14 protein-coding genes are annotated in these 15,877 nt (G+C 60.8%); 10 read left to right on the top strand and 4 right to left on the bottom strand.

Translation table 11 applies throughout. From position 1 onward, the window contains the following. Positions 1–10 precede the first annotated feature (10 nt). From mreC to tldD, 7 genes are all read left to right on the top strand, one after another. Entirely contained in the window at positions 11–901 is an 891-nt protein-coding gene (gene mreC, locus BN1125_RS13990; protein ID WP_042013002.1) for a rod shape-determining protein MreC, read from the top strand. Next, entirely contained in the window at positions 901–1,386 is a 486-nt protein-coding gene (mreD, locus tag BN1125_RS13985; RefSeq protein WP_042013000.1) for a rod shape-determining protein MreD, read from the top strand. Before mreC ends, mreD begins: the two co-directional genes overlap by 1 nt. Positions 1,387–1,388: 2 nt before the next feature. Continuing rightward, positions 1,389–1,976, top strand: a complete 588-nt coding sequence (locus BN1125_RS13980) for a Maf family protein (protein ID WP_042012999.1) — start codon at positions 1,389–1,391, stop codon at positions 1,974–1,976. A gap of 95 nt (positions 1,977–2,071) precedes the next feature. Beyond that, entirely contained in the window at positions 2,072–3,541 is a 1,470-nt protein-coding gene (rng, locus tag BN1125_RS13975; protein ID WP_042012996.1) for a ribonuclease G, read from the top strand. After that, the gene (locus tag BN1125_RS13970; RefSeq protein WP_042012993.1) at positions 3,542–7,435 is read left to right on the top strand and encodes a YhdP family protein; all 3,894 of its coding nucleotides are present in this window, start codon (positions 3,542–3,544) and stop codon (positions 7,433–7,435) included. A gap of 98 nt (positions 7,436–7,533) precedes the next feature. Continuing rightward, positions 7,534–8,355, top strand: coding sequence for a carbon-nitrogen hydrolase family protein (locus BN1125_RS13965; protein WP_042012991.1), 822 nt, complete (start codon positions 7,534–7,536; stop codon positions 8,353–8,355). 259 nt (positions 8,356–8,614) lie between these two features. Next, complete coding sequence (tldD, locus tag BN1125_RS13960) at positions 8,615–10,063, top strand: metalloprotease TldD (RefSeq protein ID WP_042012990.1); 1,449 nt, start codon at positions 8,615–8,617, stop codon at positions 10,061–10,063. A 131-nt stretch (positions 10,064–10,194) separates the two neighbouring features. Here tldD and BN1125_RS13955 read toward each other — a convergent pair whose 3' ends face one another. From BN1125_RS13955 to BN1125_RS13945, 3 genes are all read right to left on the bottom strand, one after another. Next, positions 10,195–10,398: a hypothetical protein gene (locus tag BN1125_RS13955; protein ID WP_042013093.1), complete on the bottom strand. Its 204-nt coding sequence runs from the start codon at positions 10,396–10,398 to the stop codon at positions 10,195–10,197. Positions 10,399–10,557: 159 nt separating this feature from the next. After that, a complete protein-coding gene (locus tag BN1125_RS13950) occupies positions 10,558–11,280 on the bottom strand; it encodes a MarC family NAAT transporter (RefSeq protein ID WP_042012989.1) in 723 nt (240 codons plus the stop codon). Positions 11,281–11,420: 140 nt separating this feature from the next. Then, positions 11,421–12,737: an MFS transporter gene (locus BN1125_RS13945; RefSeq protein ID WP_042012988.1), complete on the bottom strand. Its 1,317-nt coding sequence runs from the start codon at positions 12,735–12,737 to the stop codon at positions 11,421–11,423. Between the two features lie 196 nt (positions 12,738–12,933). On the opposite strand from BN1125_RS13945, the gene BN1125_RS13940 reads away from it, so the two are divergent. Both BN1125_RS13940 and aphA read left to right on the top strand, forming a co-directional pair. After that, entirely contained in the window at positions 12,934–13,608 is a 675-nt protein-coding gene (locus BN1125_RS13940) for a Dph6-related ATP pyrophosphatase (protein WP_042012986.1), read from the top strand. 106 nt (positions 13,609–13,714) lie between these two features. Continuing rightward, entirely contained in the window at positions 13,715–14,434 is a 720-nt protein-coding gene (gene aphA / locus BN1125_RS13935) for an acid phosphatase AphA (RefSeq protein ID WP_042012984.1), read from the top strand. A gap of 87 nt (positions 14,435–14,521) precedes the next feature. Here the strand turns inward: aphA and BN1125_RS13930 are convergent, their stop codons facing one another. Further along, positions 14,522–14,785 (bottom strand): hypothetical protein, encoded by a 264-nt coding sequence (locus BN1125_RS13930; protein WP_042012981.1) that lies wholly within the window; start codon positions 14,783–14,785, stop codon positions 14,522–14,524. A gap of 176 nt (positions 14,786–14,961) precedes the next feature. On the opposite strand from BN1125_RS13930, the gene BN1125_RS13925 reads away from it, so the two are divergent. Then, on the top strand, positions 14,962–15,783 hold the full coding sequence (locus BN1125_RS13925; RefSeq protein WP_042012979.1) for an HDOD domain-containing protein: 822 nt from the start codon (positions 14,962–14,964) through the stop codon (positions 15,781–15,783). Positions 15,784–15,877: the final 94 nt, after the last annotated feature.

Raw genomic sequence — 15,877 nt, 5'->3', positions numbered from 1 at the left:
TTGACGACCCATGAAACCCATTTTTGGTAGAGGCCCTTCGCTTCAGTTACGGTTGTTTCTCGCCGTCATCATCTCCATTGCAGCCATCGTCGCGGATTCCCGCTTCGGTGTGTTTACTCATGTCCGCGTCTACCTGAGTTCACTCGTCAGCCCGTTGCAATACATGGCCAATGCCCCCGGTACCCTGCTCGACACCATGTCGACCCAGGTGCAGACCCGTGCCGATCTCATCGAGCAGACCAAGCAGCAAGAGCAGCAGCTGTTCACCCTGCGCTCGCGCCTGCTCAAGATGGATCATCTGGAACATGAGAACCAGCGTCTGCGTGAGTTGCTCGGTTCGCCGGTGCACAAAGAGTCCCGCAAGATGGTGGCCGAGCTGCTGTCGGTGGACTCCGACCCCTTCAGCCATCAGGTACTGATCAACAAGGGGGCGCTGGATGGCGTCTACAACGGTCAGGCGGTGATCAATGATCAGGGGGTGATTGGTCAGGTGCTGCACGTGGGCTCCACCACCAGTCGCGTGCTGCTGATCACCGACTTCAGCCACGGCATTCCGGTGCGGGTGCTGCGCAATGATCTGCGCGCCATCGCTGCCGGCAGTGGCGAGCTCGACAAGCTGGAGCTGCGCAACCTGCCGCGCAACACCGATATTCAGGTGGGGGATTTGCTGGTCACTTCCGGTCTGGGTGGTCGCTTCCCGGAAGGGTATCCGGTCGCCACCGTGACCCGCTCCGAGTATGTGGAGGGCAAACCCTTCGCCCAGATCGAGGCCAAGCCGCTGGTGGAGCTGGATCGGCTGCGCTATTTGCTGCTGCTGTGGACCGACAAGAAACCCGAAGTGCATGATGATGAGGGCGAGCGGGTGGCACCTGCTGCCTCCGCCGCAGGAGCCACCCGCTGATGCTGCAACCCGCAAGTGGCAGGATCTGGATCTGGATCTCGATCCTGCTGGCCTTGAGCCTGTCGATCCTGCCGCTTCCTTTCGAATTTGACCCATTCCGTCCAGACTGGCTGGCCATGGTGCTGATTTACTGGGCACTGGCCTTGCCGCACCGGACCAATGTCGGCACCGCCTGGGTGGCAGGCCTGCTGCTGGATGTGCTGCTCGGTAGCACTCTGGGGGTGCGGGCGATGGCCATGGCCATCACCACCTATCTGGCCGCCTTCCAGTTCCAGAAGATCCGCAACTTCTCTCTCTGGCAGCAGGCACTGATCATCGGTGGTCTGTCGCTGGTGGGCAAGCTGACGATATTCTGGGCCGAGCACCTGTTCAGTCGGGCCAGCCTTAACTTCGCCTACTTTTGGTCGACGTTGACGACGATGCTAATATGGCCCTGGGTGTTTTTGGTGCTGCGCAAGGTGCGGCGCCGCTTCAATATCAGGTAAATATGAGCAAAAACAAAGAACTGCAACTCTATCTCGCCTCGGGTTCGCCCCGCCGCCACGAACTGCTGGCCCAGCTTGGCTATCGTTTTGATGTGCTGAAACTGGATGTGCCGGAGCAACGGGAAGAGGGAGAGAAACCGCAGGATTACGTCTGCCGTCTCGCCCGCGACAAGGCGATGGCTGGCGTAGCGTGCGCACCGACAGCGTTGCCGGTGCTGGGGGCCGACACCATAGTGGTGCTGGGGGATCGGGTGCTGGAGAAGCCCTCCGATCTGCTCGATGCCAAGGATATGCTGGAGGCGCTCTCCGGCAAGGTGCATCAGGTGATGACGGCGGTGGCGCTGGCCACCCCCGAGCGCTGCGATGTGCGACTGGTCACCACCAACGTGGTGTTTCGCAAGCTGGATGAGGCCGAGATAGAGGCCTACTGGCAGACCGGTGAGCCCTGTGACAAGGCCGGGGCTTATGGCATTCAGGGTATTGCGGGCAAGTTTGTCAGCCGCATCGAGGGGAGCTACAGCGCCGTGGTCGGCCTGCCCCTGCTGGAGACGGATCTGTTGATCAAGCAGCATCAGGAACAACACAAGTAATTTTCCGTCAGCTGTGCTCTGCTGCGTTCTTCCTTGCGCGCGTTGTACCGGATTGGCTGTATAAGAATTCAAAACTGGAACAGGCAAGGTTAGTTATGTCGGTAGAACTGCTGGTTAACGTTACCCCCTCCGAAACCCGGGTCGCCCTGGTCGAAAACGGTTTGCTGCAGGAAGTGCATGTGGAGCGTCAGGCCAAGCGCGGCATAGTGGGCAACATCTACAAAGGCAAGATCAGCCGGGTGCTTCCGGGCATGCAGGCTGCCTTCGTCGATATCGGCATGGACAAGGCGGCCTTCCTGCATGCCTCCGATATCGTGCCCCATACCGAGTGTGTGGCGGTGAAGGAGAAGGAGCAGTTCCAGGTCGGCAACATCGCCGAGCTGGTCCGTCAGGGGCAGGACATCATGGTGCAGGTGGTGAAAGACCCGCTGGGTACCAAGGGGGCCCGTCTCACCACTGACATTACCCTGCCCTCCCGCTATCTGGTCTTTATGCCGGGCAGTGCCCATGTCGGCGTCTCCCAGCGCATCGAGTCCGAAGCGGAGCGGGAGCGCCTCAAGCGCAGCGTGGCCGGTTATGTGGACGAGTTGGGTGGCTACATCATCCGCACAGCCGCCGAAGGGGTGGGGGAGCAGGAGCTGGAGCAGGATGCGGCTTTCTTGAAGCGCTTGTGGCGCAAGATCCTCGAGCGCAAGCAGAAGTATCCCCCCTGCAAGATCCTTTACGCAGATCCCAGCCTGGCCTTTCGGGTGGTGCGCGACTTCGTCGGCGCCGAGCTCGACAAGATCCGGGTCGACTCGCGCCAGAGCTTCGACCAGCTCAAGCGCTTCACCGAGGAGTATGTGCCGGAACTGGCCAATAAGCTTGAGTACTACTCCGGCGAGTCCCCCATCTTCGATCTCTACGACGTGGAGAACGAGATACAGCGCGCGCTGGAGCGCAAGGTCGAGCTGAAATCCGGCGGCTACCTCATCATCGACCAGACCGAGGCGATGACTACGGTGGATATCAACACCGGTGCCTTCGTCGGCCACCGCAATCTGGAAGAGACCATCTTCAATACCAACGTCGAGGCGACGGCGGCCATCGCCCGCCACCTGCGCCTGCGCAACCTCGGTGGCATCATCATCATCGACTTCATCGACATGCAGTCGGAAGATCACCGCCGCCGGGTGCTGCACAGTCTGGAGCAGGCGCTGTCCAAGGATCGCGCCAAGACCAACGTCAACGGTTTCTCCCAACTCGGTCTGGTGGAGATGACCCGCAAGCGCACCCGCGAGAGCCTGGAGCATGTGCTCTGCTCCGAGTGCCCCGAGTGCAAGGGGCGCGGCCGGGTCAAGACGGTGGAGTCGGTCTGCTTCGAGATCCTGCGGGAGATCATCCGGGTCAATCGGGCCTACGACGCGGATCAGTTTACCGTTTACGCCGCCCCGGCGGTGGCCGACTACCTCCACGGCGAGGAGTCTCACAGTCTGGCGGAGCTGGAGGTGTTTATCGGCAAACAGGTGCGGGTAGTGAGCGAACCCCTCTGTGGTCAGGAGCAATTCGACGTGGTGATGATGTAATTGGTCTATCGCTGGCTGAGTCGGGGCTGGTTGGCCCTCGGGGTCCTGTTCGTACTGATGGCCATGCTGGTTACGCTGGTACGGGTTGGGGGTCCTTTGCTGAATCAGTATCGGGAGAGTCTGATCCACACTCTGCTCGGCGATTCGCAAATCAAGGTCAGTGTGGAGCAAGTGGGACTGGACTGGACACAATCAGGGCCAGCCCTCGAGTTGCAGCAACTTGCTATCGCCCCGGATTCGGGGCGTTTTACCGTACAGCTCGGCAAAGCCTGGGTGCATCTCGATGTCTGGCGCACCCTCAACGAGCTCAAACCGGTGTTTGGCGAGCTGATCCTCAGCGACGGCGATATCACCCTCGACTTGCGCCAACCGGCTGATGACAGTCCCTCCGGCGATCCTCAGCAGGGCGCCCTGCTGCGCTTCCTGCTGACTCAGCTCTCCACCTTTGATGTGCTCAACACCCGCCTCAACGTCACCACCGCTCTCGGTGAGTTGCGAGCTCTGGATATTGCCCAGTTGCGCTGGCAGAACCGTGGCAAGCGCCATCAGGGGGTCGGCAAGGCTTATCTGATCAACGGGGTGGGCGAGAGCACCATCGATCTGATTCTGGATGTGGATGCCCCGACTGCCCGCCTCGATCGCCTCAAGGGGCAGCTCTATCTGGGGGCGCGTCAGCTCGATATCACCCCGACCCTGGCCAAAATTCACGCAGGCGAACCCAAGGTCGCCGGTCAGCTCGACTTCCAGCTCTGGAGCGAGTTTGACAGCGGCAAGCTGGGCAACACCCTGCTGGAATTTGGCAACAACTATCTGATCTGGAAGGACCCCAAGAAAGGGGAGATGCACCGTTTTAGCCTTGACGGCGGCAAGATCCAGCTGCGCCGCGATGGTCAGAATTGGCAGTTGGCCAGCCACGATGTGGTCTTCACACTGGATGACAGGCCCTGGCTGCACAGCCGGTTGCAACTGGAGCGGTTCGACGAGCGGGTGCAGGGCTATGTGCCGCAGATCGATCTCGATCAGCTCGCCCAGTTGAGTCAGCTGATCTCCGCGATTTATCCGGCCCAGAGCGAGTTGCTCAAGCAGACCAGACCCAAGGGCAAGCTGACAGATTTGACCCTGCAGGCCGATGCCGATTGGCAGGATCTCTCCCTCAGCGGCCAGATCACCAATATCACTCTGGATGCCTGGCATGATGTGCCTGGCGTCAAGGATCTGAATGGCGAGTTCTGGCTCACCCCCAAGGGGGGGAGCGCCAGATTGGCGCTGGTGAACGACAAGGTGGATCCCGCCCGTCACTTCAAGGTGCCGATCCCGGTGAACCGCTTCTCGGCCCGCCTCGACTGGTGGCGCGAGGCGCAGGGCTGGGTGCTCTACGGGCAGGATATCGCGCTGGATAACCCGGACCTGACTCTGGCCAGCCGTTTTCGCCTCGATCTGTTCGAGCACCCCTTCCTCGCTCTGACCGGTCGCATCGATGTGAAGAATGCGGGCCATGCCGATCGCTACTTCCCGCTACAGGCGATGGACAAGGGGCTGGTGGATTACCTGAGTGGCGCCATCAAGGGGGGCAAGGCCAAGGGGGCCGACCTGCTCTGGTATGGGGAGTTCAGGGATTTCCCTTATGAGAAGGGCGATGGCATCTTCCAGGTGGCGGTGCCCCTTGAGCATGCCACCTACCAGTTCTTCCCCGGTTGGCAACCGCTCACCGACCTGCAGATCGATCTGTTGTTCCAGAATGCCGGTCTCGATATGCGCAGTCGCTCCACCCGGCTCGGCAAGGCGAGATCTGACTCGGTGCATGCCTGGATCCCGGATCTCTCCTCCGGCGCTCACCTCTATGTGGATGCCAGGGTGCAAGGGGAGGGAAAGGCCATCAGCGACTACCTGCAGGAATCCCCGTTGGCCGGTTCGGTGGGACAGGCGTTGCGGGAGATCGAGATCCGCGGCCCGATGGCCGGAACGGTCAAGCTCGACATTCCTCTCGATGGCGAGAGCGAGGTGAAGGCGAGCGGTGATGCCACCTTCAGCAACAACCAGGTGCGGGTCGCCAGCCTGGATCTGCCATTGGAGAAGGTGCAGGGGCGCCTTGAATATGACAACGAGCAGACCCGTTTCAGCAATCTCAAAGCAAGCCTGTGGAACCAGCCGCTGACCCTCAACTATCAGGGGCGCCAGCATCCGGATCACTATCAGGTCGACCTCGATTTCAAGGGGCAGTGGGATAGCCGACGTCAGCCTGCAGTCATCACCTCATACGGTATCCTCAACGGCCGCAGTAACTGGGGCGGCAAGCTGGGGTTGATGCTGCCGGAGAGCAAACCGTTAAGTTTCCAGTTGGCGCTCGATTCCAACCTGCAAGGGATGGGGCTGGATCTGCCGCTGCCGCTGGCCAAGGCGGCGCCGGAGCAACTGCCGTTCAAGGTGACCGTGCGCGGCCGCGACGGCAGTGCCGATATTCGCGCCGTGCTGGGGGCCGATGTGGATATGCAGACCCGGCTGGTCTACGGCGAGGGGGAGCCGCATCTCAGCCGGGTGCGGGTCGATGTGGGGCAGCCCGGGGCCAGGATATTGCGGGATGCGCCCATGTTGCTCGCCATCAACCAGCAGGAGGCTGACGTGGGCGGCTGGCTGGCCCGGCTCAAGCAGTGGCTGCCGGCGCAGAATCAGACCGGTAATGCGGTGGTCGGCCCCGCCTTCCTGCCGCAGGAGTGGTGGGTCGATGGTCAGCTGGCCCGCGCCTATATAGGCAGCGCCACCCTCAAGGCGGCGCGCTTCACCGTGGGGCCGACCAATCAGGCGACCGAGGTGATGATCGACAGCCCCGACGTGATGGGGGTGATCCGCCTGCCGGTTGTCCCCAATCAGCCGGTCGATGCCAAGTTTGCCCGCCTCTACTGGTCCGGCAAGAGTGCGGATCTCAGCCCGGATCCCGATGCGAAGCAGGATAACGCCATCATGGCCTCGATCCCTTGGCTGCGGATGAGCTGTGTCGATTGCCGCTTTGGCGAGCTGCCGCTCGGTGAAGTGAAAGGGGAGCTGGTCCCCGGGGTCAACAAGGTGACCCTCAAGGGGCTCGATATGCGGCTGGCGGGCAGTCAGTTCACCGGCAGTGTCGACTGGCTGGCCGATGGCAACCGGATGGAGACCCGCGCCCGCGGCAAGCTGACCACCAACAACAGCGAGCTGCTGCTCAAGCGGCTCGGCTACACCTCGCCCATTGGTGATGCCCCCGGCTCCTTTGCCTTTGATCTCAACTGGCAGGATGTACCCTATCGTCTGAGTCTGCCGACCCTGTGGGGAAGTGCCAACTATCAGCTGGAGGGGGGCACCCTGCGGGAGGTCAACGACAAGGGGGCGCGCCTGCTCTCCCTGCTCAGTCTCGACTCCCTGCTGCGCAAACTGCGCCTCGATTTTCGCGATGTGTTCGACAAGGGCTTCTATTTCGAATCCATGTCCGCTTCTGCCACCATCAAGCAGGGGCAGATCAGCAACGATGACTTCTACATGAAGGGGGCGGCAGGCAATCTGCGCGGTGAAGGGATCGCCGACCTGGTGCGCTGGCAGCTGGACTTTGATCTGAGCTTCTCGCCCAATCTGGGAGGCACTCTGCCGGTGGTGGCGGCCTTCTCCATCACGCCGGTCACGGGGCTCTATGTGCTGGCCCTCTCCAAGTTGCTGGAGCCGGTGGTGGATGTGGTGACCCGCATCGATTTTCGCGTCTCGGGTCCGATTAACGCACCCAAGCTGGTCGAGGCGGGCCGGGATCGGGCTCGCATCAAGCTCAACCAGCAGCAGAAAAAGGCGGTCGATGCCGCTGCCCCCGGCCTGCCGACACAAGAGGTGACCCCCTTCCTGCTGAGCCCCAAACAGGCGGGGCCAAGCCAGCGTTGAGACGGGCAGGCTTTCTCTCTGTGGGGGAAAGGCCATAGTGCACCATGAGAGCTCGGGACAGCCAGCCTCCCAGCCGAGAACACGACAAGGAGTGAGTCATGTGGTTAGCCGCAGTACAGCTGGTATCTGGTCGTCACTGGCAGGATAACCGGGCGCAGATCGCCGTCGAACTGGCGACACTACCCACCGAGCGGCCGCTGCTGGTGCTGCTGCCGGAGAACTTTGCCCTGTTTGGCGAGCGGCAGGGCTATCTGGATGGTGCCGAGGCGATGGGCTCCGATCTGAGCGGAGCCGCGCCGATCCAGCAACAGTTGGCCGAATGGGCGCGAGATTACGGCATCTGGCTGGTGGCGGGAGCTATGCCGACCACCATCGCAGGCTCCGACCATATCCACACCAGCTCGCTGATATTTGACCCAAGCGGTGAGCTCAGGGGCCACTACCACAAGATCCACCTGTTCGATGTGGATGTGGCGGACAATCACGGTCGCTATCGGGAGTCGGAGACCTTCAGCCCCGGGGAAGCACCTGTGCTGGTGGACTCCCCCTTTGGTCCCCTCGGCCTCTCGATCTGTTATGATTTGCGCTTTCCCGAGCTCTACCGCCAGCTGGCCCGTGCCGGTGCCCAGGTGCTGCTGGTGCCCGCGGCCTTTACCGCCGTGACCGGCGAGGCGCACTGGGAGCCGCTGCTGCGGGCTCGCGCCATCGAAAACCAGTGCTACGTAGTCGCTGCCAATCAGGGCGGCACTCACGAGACGGGGCGCCAGACCTGGGGCCACAGCATGGTGGTCGACCCCTGGGGTCGGGTGCTGGCGAGCAAAGAGTCCGGGCGCGGCACAGTGCTGGCGAAGATGGAGCCTGGGCTTATCGACGAATTGAAACGCACCATGCCAGTGCTGCAACACGCCCGTTTGCTCTGATGGTGTGGTGAAAAATTGAAACGCAGCCGTTTGCTCGTGCTGGAGCACGCCCGTTTGCTCTGATGGTGTGGTGAAAAATTGAAACGCAGCCGTTTGCCCGTGCTGGAGCACGCCCGTTTGCTCTGATGGTGTGGTGAAAAATTGAAACGCAGCCGTTTGCCCGTGCTGGAGCACACCCGTTTGTTGTGATGGGGTGGCTTGTTGCCAACCCGTCGGCAAGACGATTTAAAACATCTCGTAACGAGAATGGAGAAGAAGATTGAGTCTATTGAGCCAGGTTAGTGCCTCCCTGTTGGCCCCGAACGACCTCGATGAAGGGCGCCTGCAGCAACTGCTCGGCAGCCTGATGAGCCATCAGGTGGAGTTCGGCGATCTCTATTTCCAGCGCAGCTGGCATGAGTCCTGGATGCTGGAAGATGGCATCGTCAAGGATGGCAGCTACAACATCGATCAGGGGGTCGGGGTGCGCGCCGTCAGCGGCGAGAAGACCGGCTTCGCCTATTCGGACGAGCTGAGCCTGCTGGCGCTGCAACAGTCGGTGACCGCCGCTCGCGGCATCGCCGCCGCAGGTGCTCACGGCAAGGTGAAGGCGTGGGCTCGCACCGAAGCAAATCTGCTCTATCCGGCGCTGGATCCGCTGCAGACCCTCGACAAGTACCAGAAGATCGCCCTGCTGGAACAGATGGACAAGTTTGCCAGAAGTCTGGACCCCGCCATCAATCAGGTGATGGCCTCCATCAGCGGTGTTTACGAAGAGGTGCTGGTGGCCGCCACAGACGGTACCCTGGCCGCCGATGTGCGTCCGCTGGTGCGTTTGTCGGTGACCGTGATCGCCGAGAAGGGCGATCGCCGCGAGCGTGGCAGTGCCGGTGGCGGTGGCCGCTTCGGTTACGATTATTTCCTCGAACTGGATGGGCTGGAGAGCCGCGCCTTTGGCTATGTGCGCGAAGCGGTGCGTCAGGCGCTGGTCAATCTGGAAGCCATCGACGCCCCAGCTGGTACCATGCCGGTGGTGCTGGGATCCGGCTGGCCCGGCGTGCTGCTGCACGAGGCGGTGGGTCACGGTCTGGAGGGGGATTTCAACCGCAAGGGCTCCTCTGCCTTTGCTGGTCGCATCGGCGAGCAGGTGGCTTCAAAGCACTGCACCATCGTCGATGACGGCACCCTGCCGGGTCGGCGCGGCTCCGTCTCTATTGATGACGAGGGGACGCCGGGTGGCTACAACGTGCTGATCGAGAACGGTATCCTCAAGGGCTATCTGCAAGACAAGCAGAACGCCCGCCTGATGGGCGTGCCGCTCACCGGCAACGGCCGCCGCGAATCCTACGCCGCCCTGCCGATGCCGCGCATGACCAACACCTACATGCTGGCGGGTCAGTACGATCCGGCCGAGATCATCGCCTCGGTGAAGAAAGGCATTTATGCCCCCAACTTCGGCGGCGGTCAGGTGGACATCACCTCCGGCAAGTTTGTCTTCTCCGCTTCCGAGGCCTACCTCATCGAGGATGGCAAGATCACCGCCCCCATCAAGGGGGCGACCCTGATCGGCAACGGCCCCGAGGCGATGAGCCAGGTTTCTATGGTGGGGAGCGATCTGGCGCTGGATCGCGGGGTCGGCATCTGTGGCAAGGAGGGGCAGAGCGTGCCGGTCGGTGTCGGTCAGCCCACCCTCAAGCTGGATCAGCTCACCGTGGGTGGCACCTCGTAGGTTGGGTTAGCCGCGCAGCGGCGTAATCCGATGCGATCAAGCCCCGGCCTCTGCCGGGGTTTTGTCATTCAGGGGATCGCAGGCAACAAAAAGCCCCGATCGGTGGAGCGGGGCTGGCGGGTTATTCGGTATCAGTTGATGGATATGGCGCGAGCGTCGATGAAGTAGCGGGCATTACCCTGCTGGTCGACCTGGATCTTGGCAACCAGTTGATCCTGATCCTTGTACTCCCAGCGTTGCTCGATCTTGGCGAGGGATGGGCTCGCAATCCCAACCACGTTCAGGTACTCGTGAAACAGGCTATGGCTCCCTATTTCGGTCAGCATCTTGTCCATCTGCATACTCTCCTGAAGTTGAGTGGGTATTCATCAACAAACCTATCAGCGTCCATCTGAATACAGTCTGTATAAAAAACAAACTAACCCATTTGTGTGTCAATAACATGATCAGGAACAAGATAAGTGCAGATCGTCAGGGACTTTTTGATACCGTTTTCAATCAGAGCTGGTGGGCTTTTGCGGCAACTGATCAAACGAGCCGGAAACCTGTGGTAGCCTGGGTGAGGTTTGCTCGATATGGCCACCGTGGAATACTGGATCCTGTGCCACTTCCTTGATGCCATTGATGCAAAATTGCATACCCATGCAAATCAGCAGGAAGCCCATGATCCGGGTCATGGCATCGATGCCGGTGGTGCCGAGGATCTTGCAGACAGGGTCCGCCAGTTTGAGCACGCCCCAACTGATCAGGCTCATCAAGGCAAATGCCGTTACCACACCGCCATAGATGGGCAGACGCTCGTATTCGGCCGGCAGCGCGGCAATCTGGGCAGCGCCACTGATCACCAGCGCCATGGTACCCGGCCCGCACATGCTCGGCATGGTCAGCGGCACAAAGGCGATGCTCTGGTTGATGTCGACCCCGTTGGCCTGACTGGGTGCCGGGAACAGCATGCGAAAACCGATGAAGCCGATGATCAGGCCACCTGCCAGCCGCAGACCCGGGATGGAGATCCCGAACAGATGCAGGATGGAGGAGCCGATAAAGAAAGTGATGCAGAGAGTACAAAAGAGATAGATGGCTGCCAGCTTGACCTGACGGCGCACATGCTCGCGCGACATCCCCTTGCTCAACCCCAGCAGCAGGGTGGCCGTGGTGGGCGGGTTGACCATGGGTAACAGCGCCAGCAAGGCGAGAAATACAACCTGAAAGAACATGTTGAGCCTCGGATAACAGGGGTGAATGGGAAACCATTGAAACAGGACATCGCCTGAACCAAGAGGGAGGCTATCTTATGTTGGCCAAGCTGAACACAGGCAGTACAAAAAAAGCCCCGAACCGGGTTCGGGGCTTGGACTCAGGCCGGCTGGGGTTGCTGTTGCCGGATAGCCCGTTGCTGGAGCCAGAGCCAGAGGCCGATGGCACAGCCCAGTAACGAGAGGCTTACCACATAGTGGGAGGGGGCCAGTATGTCGCTCTTCATCCAGAGGGTCACCGCCATCGGAGTGAGACCGCCGAAGATGGCGTAGGCCACGTTGTAGGAGAACGACAAGCCGGAGAAACGCACTACCGGCGGGAAGGCGTTGACCATCACGTAAGGCACGGCGCCGACGATACCGACCGCAAACCCCGCCAGCATATAGAGCGGCACCAGCTGGCTCGTATCTGCCGCCAGACCGTGATAGAAGGCGTAGCTGGAGCCCGCCAGCAGCAGGGAGCCGAGTATGAAGGTGAGGCCGCTACCCAGCAGGTCGATCAGTCGGCCATAGACGATGCAGCCGAGGGTCAGGGCCACAATGGCCAGCGAGTTGGCGGTCAGGGCATCGGCTGGGCTAATGCCATAGACCTTCTGCAGGTAGGTGGGGGTCATCAGGATCACTACCACGATACCGGCGGAGAGCAGCCAGGTGAGCAGCATGGAGACCACCACGCTGCTCTTGTGGTTGCGCAGCACCGTCTTGAGGGGCAGCTCGTCGGCCAGGGTCTTGTTGGCCTTCATCTCGGCGAAGACCGGGGTCTCGTGCAACCAGCGACGCAGGTACATGGCAACGATGCCGAAGATACCGCCCAGCAGGAAGGGCACCCGCCAGCCCCACTCACTCACTTCAGCCGGGGACAGGCTCTTGTTGACCGCAGTGGCGATGAGGGAACCGAGCAGGATGCCGGCCGTCAAGCCCGCAGTGAGCGTGCCGCAGGCGACCCCGACCCGACGAGCCGGGACGTGTTCGGCGACAAACACCCAGGCGCCCGGCACTTCACCACCGATGGCGGCACCTTGCAGGATGCGCAGGCCCAACAGGGCGATGGGGGCGCCGATGCCGAGCACCGCATAGGTGGGCAGCAGACCGATCAACAGGGTCGGCAGCGCCATCATGATGATGCTGAGGGTGAACATCCGCTTGCGACCGATGAGATCGCCGAAGTGGGCCATGATGATGCCGCCGAGCGGGCGAGCCAGATAACCGGCGGCGAAGATGCCGAAGGTCTGGAACTGGCGCAACCACTCGGGAATATCGGCGGGAAAGAACAGCTCGCCGATCACCACGGCGAAGAAGACGAAGATGATGAAGTCATAAAACTCCAGCGCACCGCCGAGGGCAGCCAGACTCAGGGTTTTGTAATCCTGACGATTGAGGGGGCGGGCGTGATCGTGTTGTTGCGCTGTTGTGGTCATATCCTTATGTTTTCCATCGTTTTTTTAGTTATTGTCACCCCGGGCAAGGGGCATATACAGGAAATCGAGAGTATGCTGCCTGCCTGTTGTGTGTAAATCGCGCAATTCGCAACACAGTCTTGCATCTTTTTGGGGCAACCTTTTTGGGAAAACCAGATTGTTTGGGAAACCAGAGCGTCCCGCTGGCGGAGGAATAATGGAAAAGAAACGGGTGCTGCTTTCCTGGAGCAGCGGCAAGGATTGCGCATGGGCACTGCATCAGTTGCGGCAAGATCCCGCCATCGAGGTGGTGGGGCTGTTTACCACCCTCAATCAGGCATTCGAGCGGGTGGCGATGCACGGGGTACGCAAGCAGCTGTTGACCGAACAGGCCGCCTGTGTCGGGTTGCCGCTCATCACCCTCGATCTGCCTTGGCCCTGCAGCAACGAGGATTACGGCCGCATCATGACCGGTTTTATCGCCGATGTGGTGGCGCAGGGGATCCGCCATATGGCCTTTGGCGACTTGTTCCTTGAGGATGTGCGCGCCTACCGTGAAAAGCAGTTGGCAGGCACCGGCATCGAGCCGTTGTTCCCGCTGTGGGGCAGCAATACCCGTGAACTGGCGCCGCAGATGGTGGCCGCAGGGTTGAGGGCGCGGATCAGTGCCCTCGACCCGAACAGGCTGGATGCCAGCCTGGGTGGCCACGAGTTTGATGAGGCGCTGCTGGCGGCGCTGCCGGAAGGGGTCGATCCGTGCGGTGAGAACGGCGAGTTTCACACCCTGGCCTATGATGGCCCCATGTTCTCCCGTCCGCTCGGCATTCGGGTCGGCGAGACAGTGCTACGCGATGGCTTTGTCTTTACCGATCTGCTGCCAATCGAAGATTAATTATCGGGCGTCAAATGCTCCCTTTTGCAGGAGCATTCACAGATTTGAGAGGCGAGATGGGGGCACTATTGGCCCCCTCTTTTGATTGAAGATGACAATCTGCCTTATGAAACACGTCTCTCGTCCAGCGCTGCTTGCCTCCTTGCTGGCTGCCGCCCTCTCTCTGCCTGCCGTTGCAGGTGAAGCCGCAACCGTTCAGCCGGTCTCTGCCGGTGTCACCACCGTCACCCTGGCCCAGCAGGCGCCGATCCACTGGGTGTCGGTGGAGCAGATTGCCAAGAGTCTGGATGGCCTGCCCCCGATGGCGGTCGGGTTTGATATCGACGATACCCTGCTCTTCTCCAGCCCCGGTTTTTATCGCGGCAAACAGGAGTTCTCGCCCAACGACGAAAGTTATCTGAAGAACCCCGCCTTCTGGGAGAAGATGAACAACGGTTGGGATGCGTTCAGCATGCCGAAAGAGGTGGGCAAGGCGCTCATCGCCATGCACCTCAAGCGCGGTGACCACATCTATTTCGTCACCGGTCGCTCGGCCACCAAGACCGAAACCGTGAGCCAGACCCTGCAGCAGACCATGGCTATTCCGGCCGACCAGCTCAATCCGGTGATCTTTGCCGGTGATCAGCCGGGCCAGAACACCAAGGTGCAGTGGCTCAAGGATAAGCAGATGAAGATCTTCTACGGCGATGCCGACGGGGATATCAATGCGGCGCAGGAAGTCGGCATTCGCGGCATTCGTCTGCTGCGGGCCGCCAACTCCAGCTACCGGCCACTGCCGCTGGCAGGTGCGCTGGGGGAAGAGGTGATCATCAACTCCCAGTTCTAACCATTTGACCTTCCACATATGCAAGAAGGGCGGGGCCATTGGCACCCGCCCTTCTGTTTTATCGCCGCCATCCATGGGCGGCTTGTGTCAGTCAGCCCACGGCATCTCGGGCAGGCTGTCGAGAAACTCGCCATAGCGGGTCAGATTGAAGGGGCCCTGTTCGGCCTCCATCGCCATCAACTCGGCACCGAGGGCGCAGGCGATATATTGCAGCGCTTCTTCTCGCGGCGCGCCCTTCATGACCAGCCGCATCAGGGTCGCCTTCACATGGGGCGGGTGACCGTCATTGAGCTGGTTCTCCACCATCTCCAGCAGCGTCTCTTCGTCAAAAAATTCCTGAGTGTCGTTCATGGGATATCCGCAACAGTGAATGTGGCGGCCAGTATAGCCTGAATGGGGCTAACACCTTGAACAGCCTGCGAATAAACAATCCGATGAAGAGGCCATTTGTTACCCATAATTAGGAGGCGTTTGCCACGGCAAACAGCAAACAGGTTGGAACACAGATAACATGGATGGACACGCCTATGCCCACGATAGATTCCCTGCTGGCTGAGCCCCGCCTCCTGCCGCAGATCCCCGAAGTGATGCGCGATTTGATCCAGACCTTTAATGAAAAGGATCCGGATCTGCTCAAGATCAGCAAGTTGATCAACAAGGACCCCGTCATCTCTGCCAAGCTGCTGCGGCTGGCCAACTCGGCCAAGTTTGGCAGCAGTCGCCAGATAGGAACAGTCAATGAAGCCGCTGTGCGACTGGGGTTGGCGATGGTACGCAACATGGTGCTGGCCTGTGGCCTGACGGAATCGGTCAAGGTGGTGCCCGGCATAGATCTCAAACATTTCTGGGGCTGCATTTTCAATGTGGCCCAGCTCGCTCGCCGTCTGGCGATCAAAAAGGGGATGAATGGAGAGGCGGTCTTCACCTGCGCCCTGATCCATGACCTCGGCCGATTGGTGATGCACGTAGGGTTGCCGGAAAATACCGTCCATCACATCCATGATCTGGAGTTGCACAAGGGACGGGCCAAGGCGGAGGAGCTGGTGGTCGGTTTCAACTATGCCCAGGTCGGGGCAGCCATGGCCAGATACTGGAAATTTCCCGAGACCATCTGCAATGCGGTGGAGTATCACTACAACCCCATGCTGGCCAAGGAGTTCTCTACCGAAGCCGGGCTGGTCCATCTGGCCATCGTGCTGGCGGCCCAGTCCGATGTGGGTGAAGAGGCACCGCCCGAGTGGCCGCATAAGGTGGCAGACACGCTCGGATTGAGCTGGGCCGATTGTGCCGCCCAGTTCACTGCGCTACGCGAGCAGGGGAATGGTTATGCCGGGTTGCTGGCCGCCTGAGTCAGGGGAGCCATGTCATCAGGGGCCGCACAGCGGCCCTTTTTTATGACTCACCATCCCGTAGGCTTGCCAGCCAGAGGGAGGCGGGGCACTC

Origin of the sequence: Aeromonas fluvialis (assembly GCF_000819885.1) — a bacterium.
Lineage (GTDB): Bacteria > Pseudomonadota > Gammaproteobacteria > Enterobacterales > Aeromonadaceae > Aeromonas > Aeromonas fluvialis.
Note: the sequence above shows the minus strand (reverse complement) of the source record. Positions and strands in the feature narration are given on the sequence as shown.

Coding starts and splice junctions, on each gene's coding strand:
- mreD (WP_042013000.1), top strand. CDS start 901: ATGCTGCAACCCGCAAGTGGCAGGATCTGGATCTGGATCTCGATCCTG.
- BN1125_RS13930 (WP_042012981.1), bottom strand. CDS start 14,785: ATGAACGACACTCAGGAATTTTTTGACGAAGAGACGCTGCTGGAGATG.
- aphA (WP_042012984.1), top strand. CDS start 13,715: ATGAAACACGTCTCTCGTCCAGCGCTGCTTGCCTCCTTGCTGGCTGCC.
- BN1125_RS13950 (WP_042012989.1), bottom strand. CDS start 11,280: ATGTTCTTTCAGGTTGTATTTCTCGCCTTGCTGGCGCTGTTACCCATG.
- BN1125_RS13940 (WP_042012986.1), top strand. CDS start 12,934: ATGGAAAAGAAACGGGTGCTGCTTTCCTGGAGCAGCGGCAAGGATTGC.
- BN1125_RS13955 (WP_042013093.1), bottom strand. CDS start 10,398: ATGGACAAGATGCTGACCGAAATAGGGAGCCATAGCCTGTTTCACGAG.
- BN1125_RS13925 (WP_042012979.1), top strand. CDS start 14,962: ATGCCCACGATAGATTCCCTGCTGGCTGAGCCCCGCCTCCTGCCGCAG.
- BN1125_RS13965 (WP_042012991.1), top strand. CDS start 7,534: ATGTGGTTAGCCGCAGTACAGCTGGTATCTGGTCGTCACTGGCAGGAT.
- mreC (WP_042013002.1), top strand. CDS start 11: ATGAAACCCATTTTTGGTAGAGGCCCTTCGCTTCAGTTACGGTTGTTT.
- BN1125_RS13945 (WP_042012988.1), bottom strand. CDS start 12,737: ATGACCACAACAGCGCAACAACACGATCACGCCCGCCCCCTCAATCGT.
- BN1125_RS13980 (WP_042012999.1), top strand. CDS start 1,389: ATGAGCAAAAACAAAGAACTGCAACTCTATCTCGCCTCGGGTTCGCCC.
- rng (WP_042012996.1), top strand. CDS start 2,072: ATGTCGGTAGAACTGCTGGTTAACGTTACCCCCTCCGAAACCCGGGTC.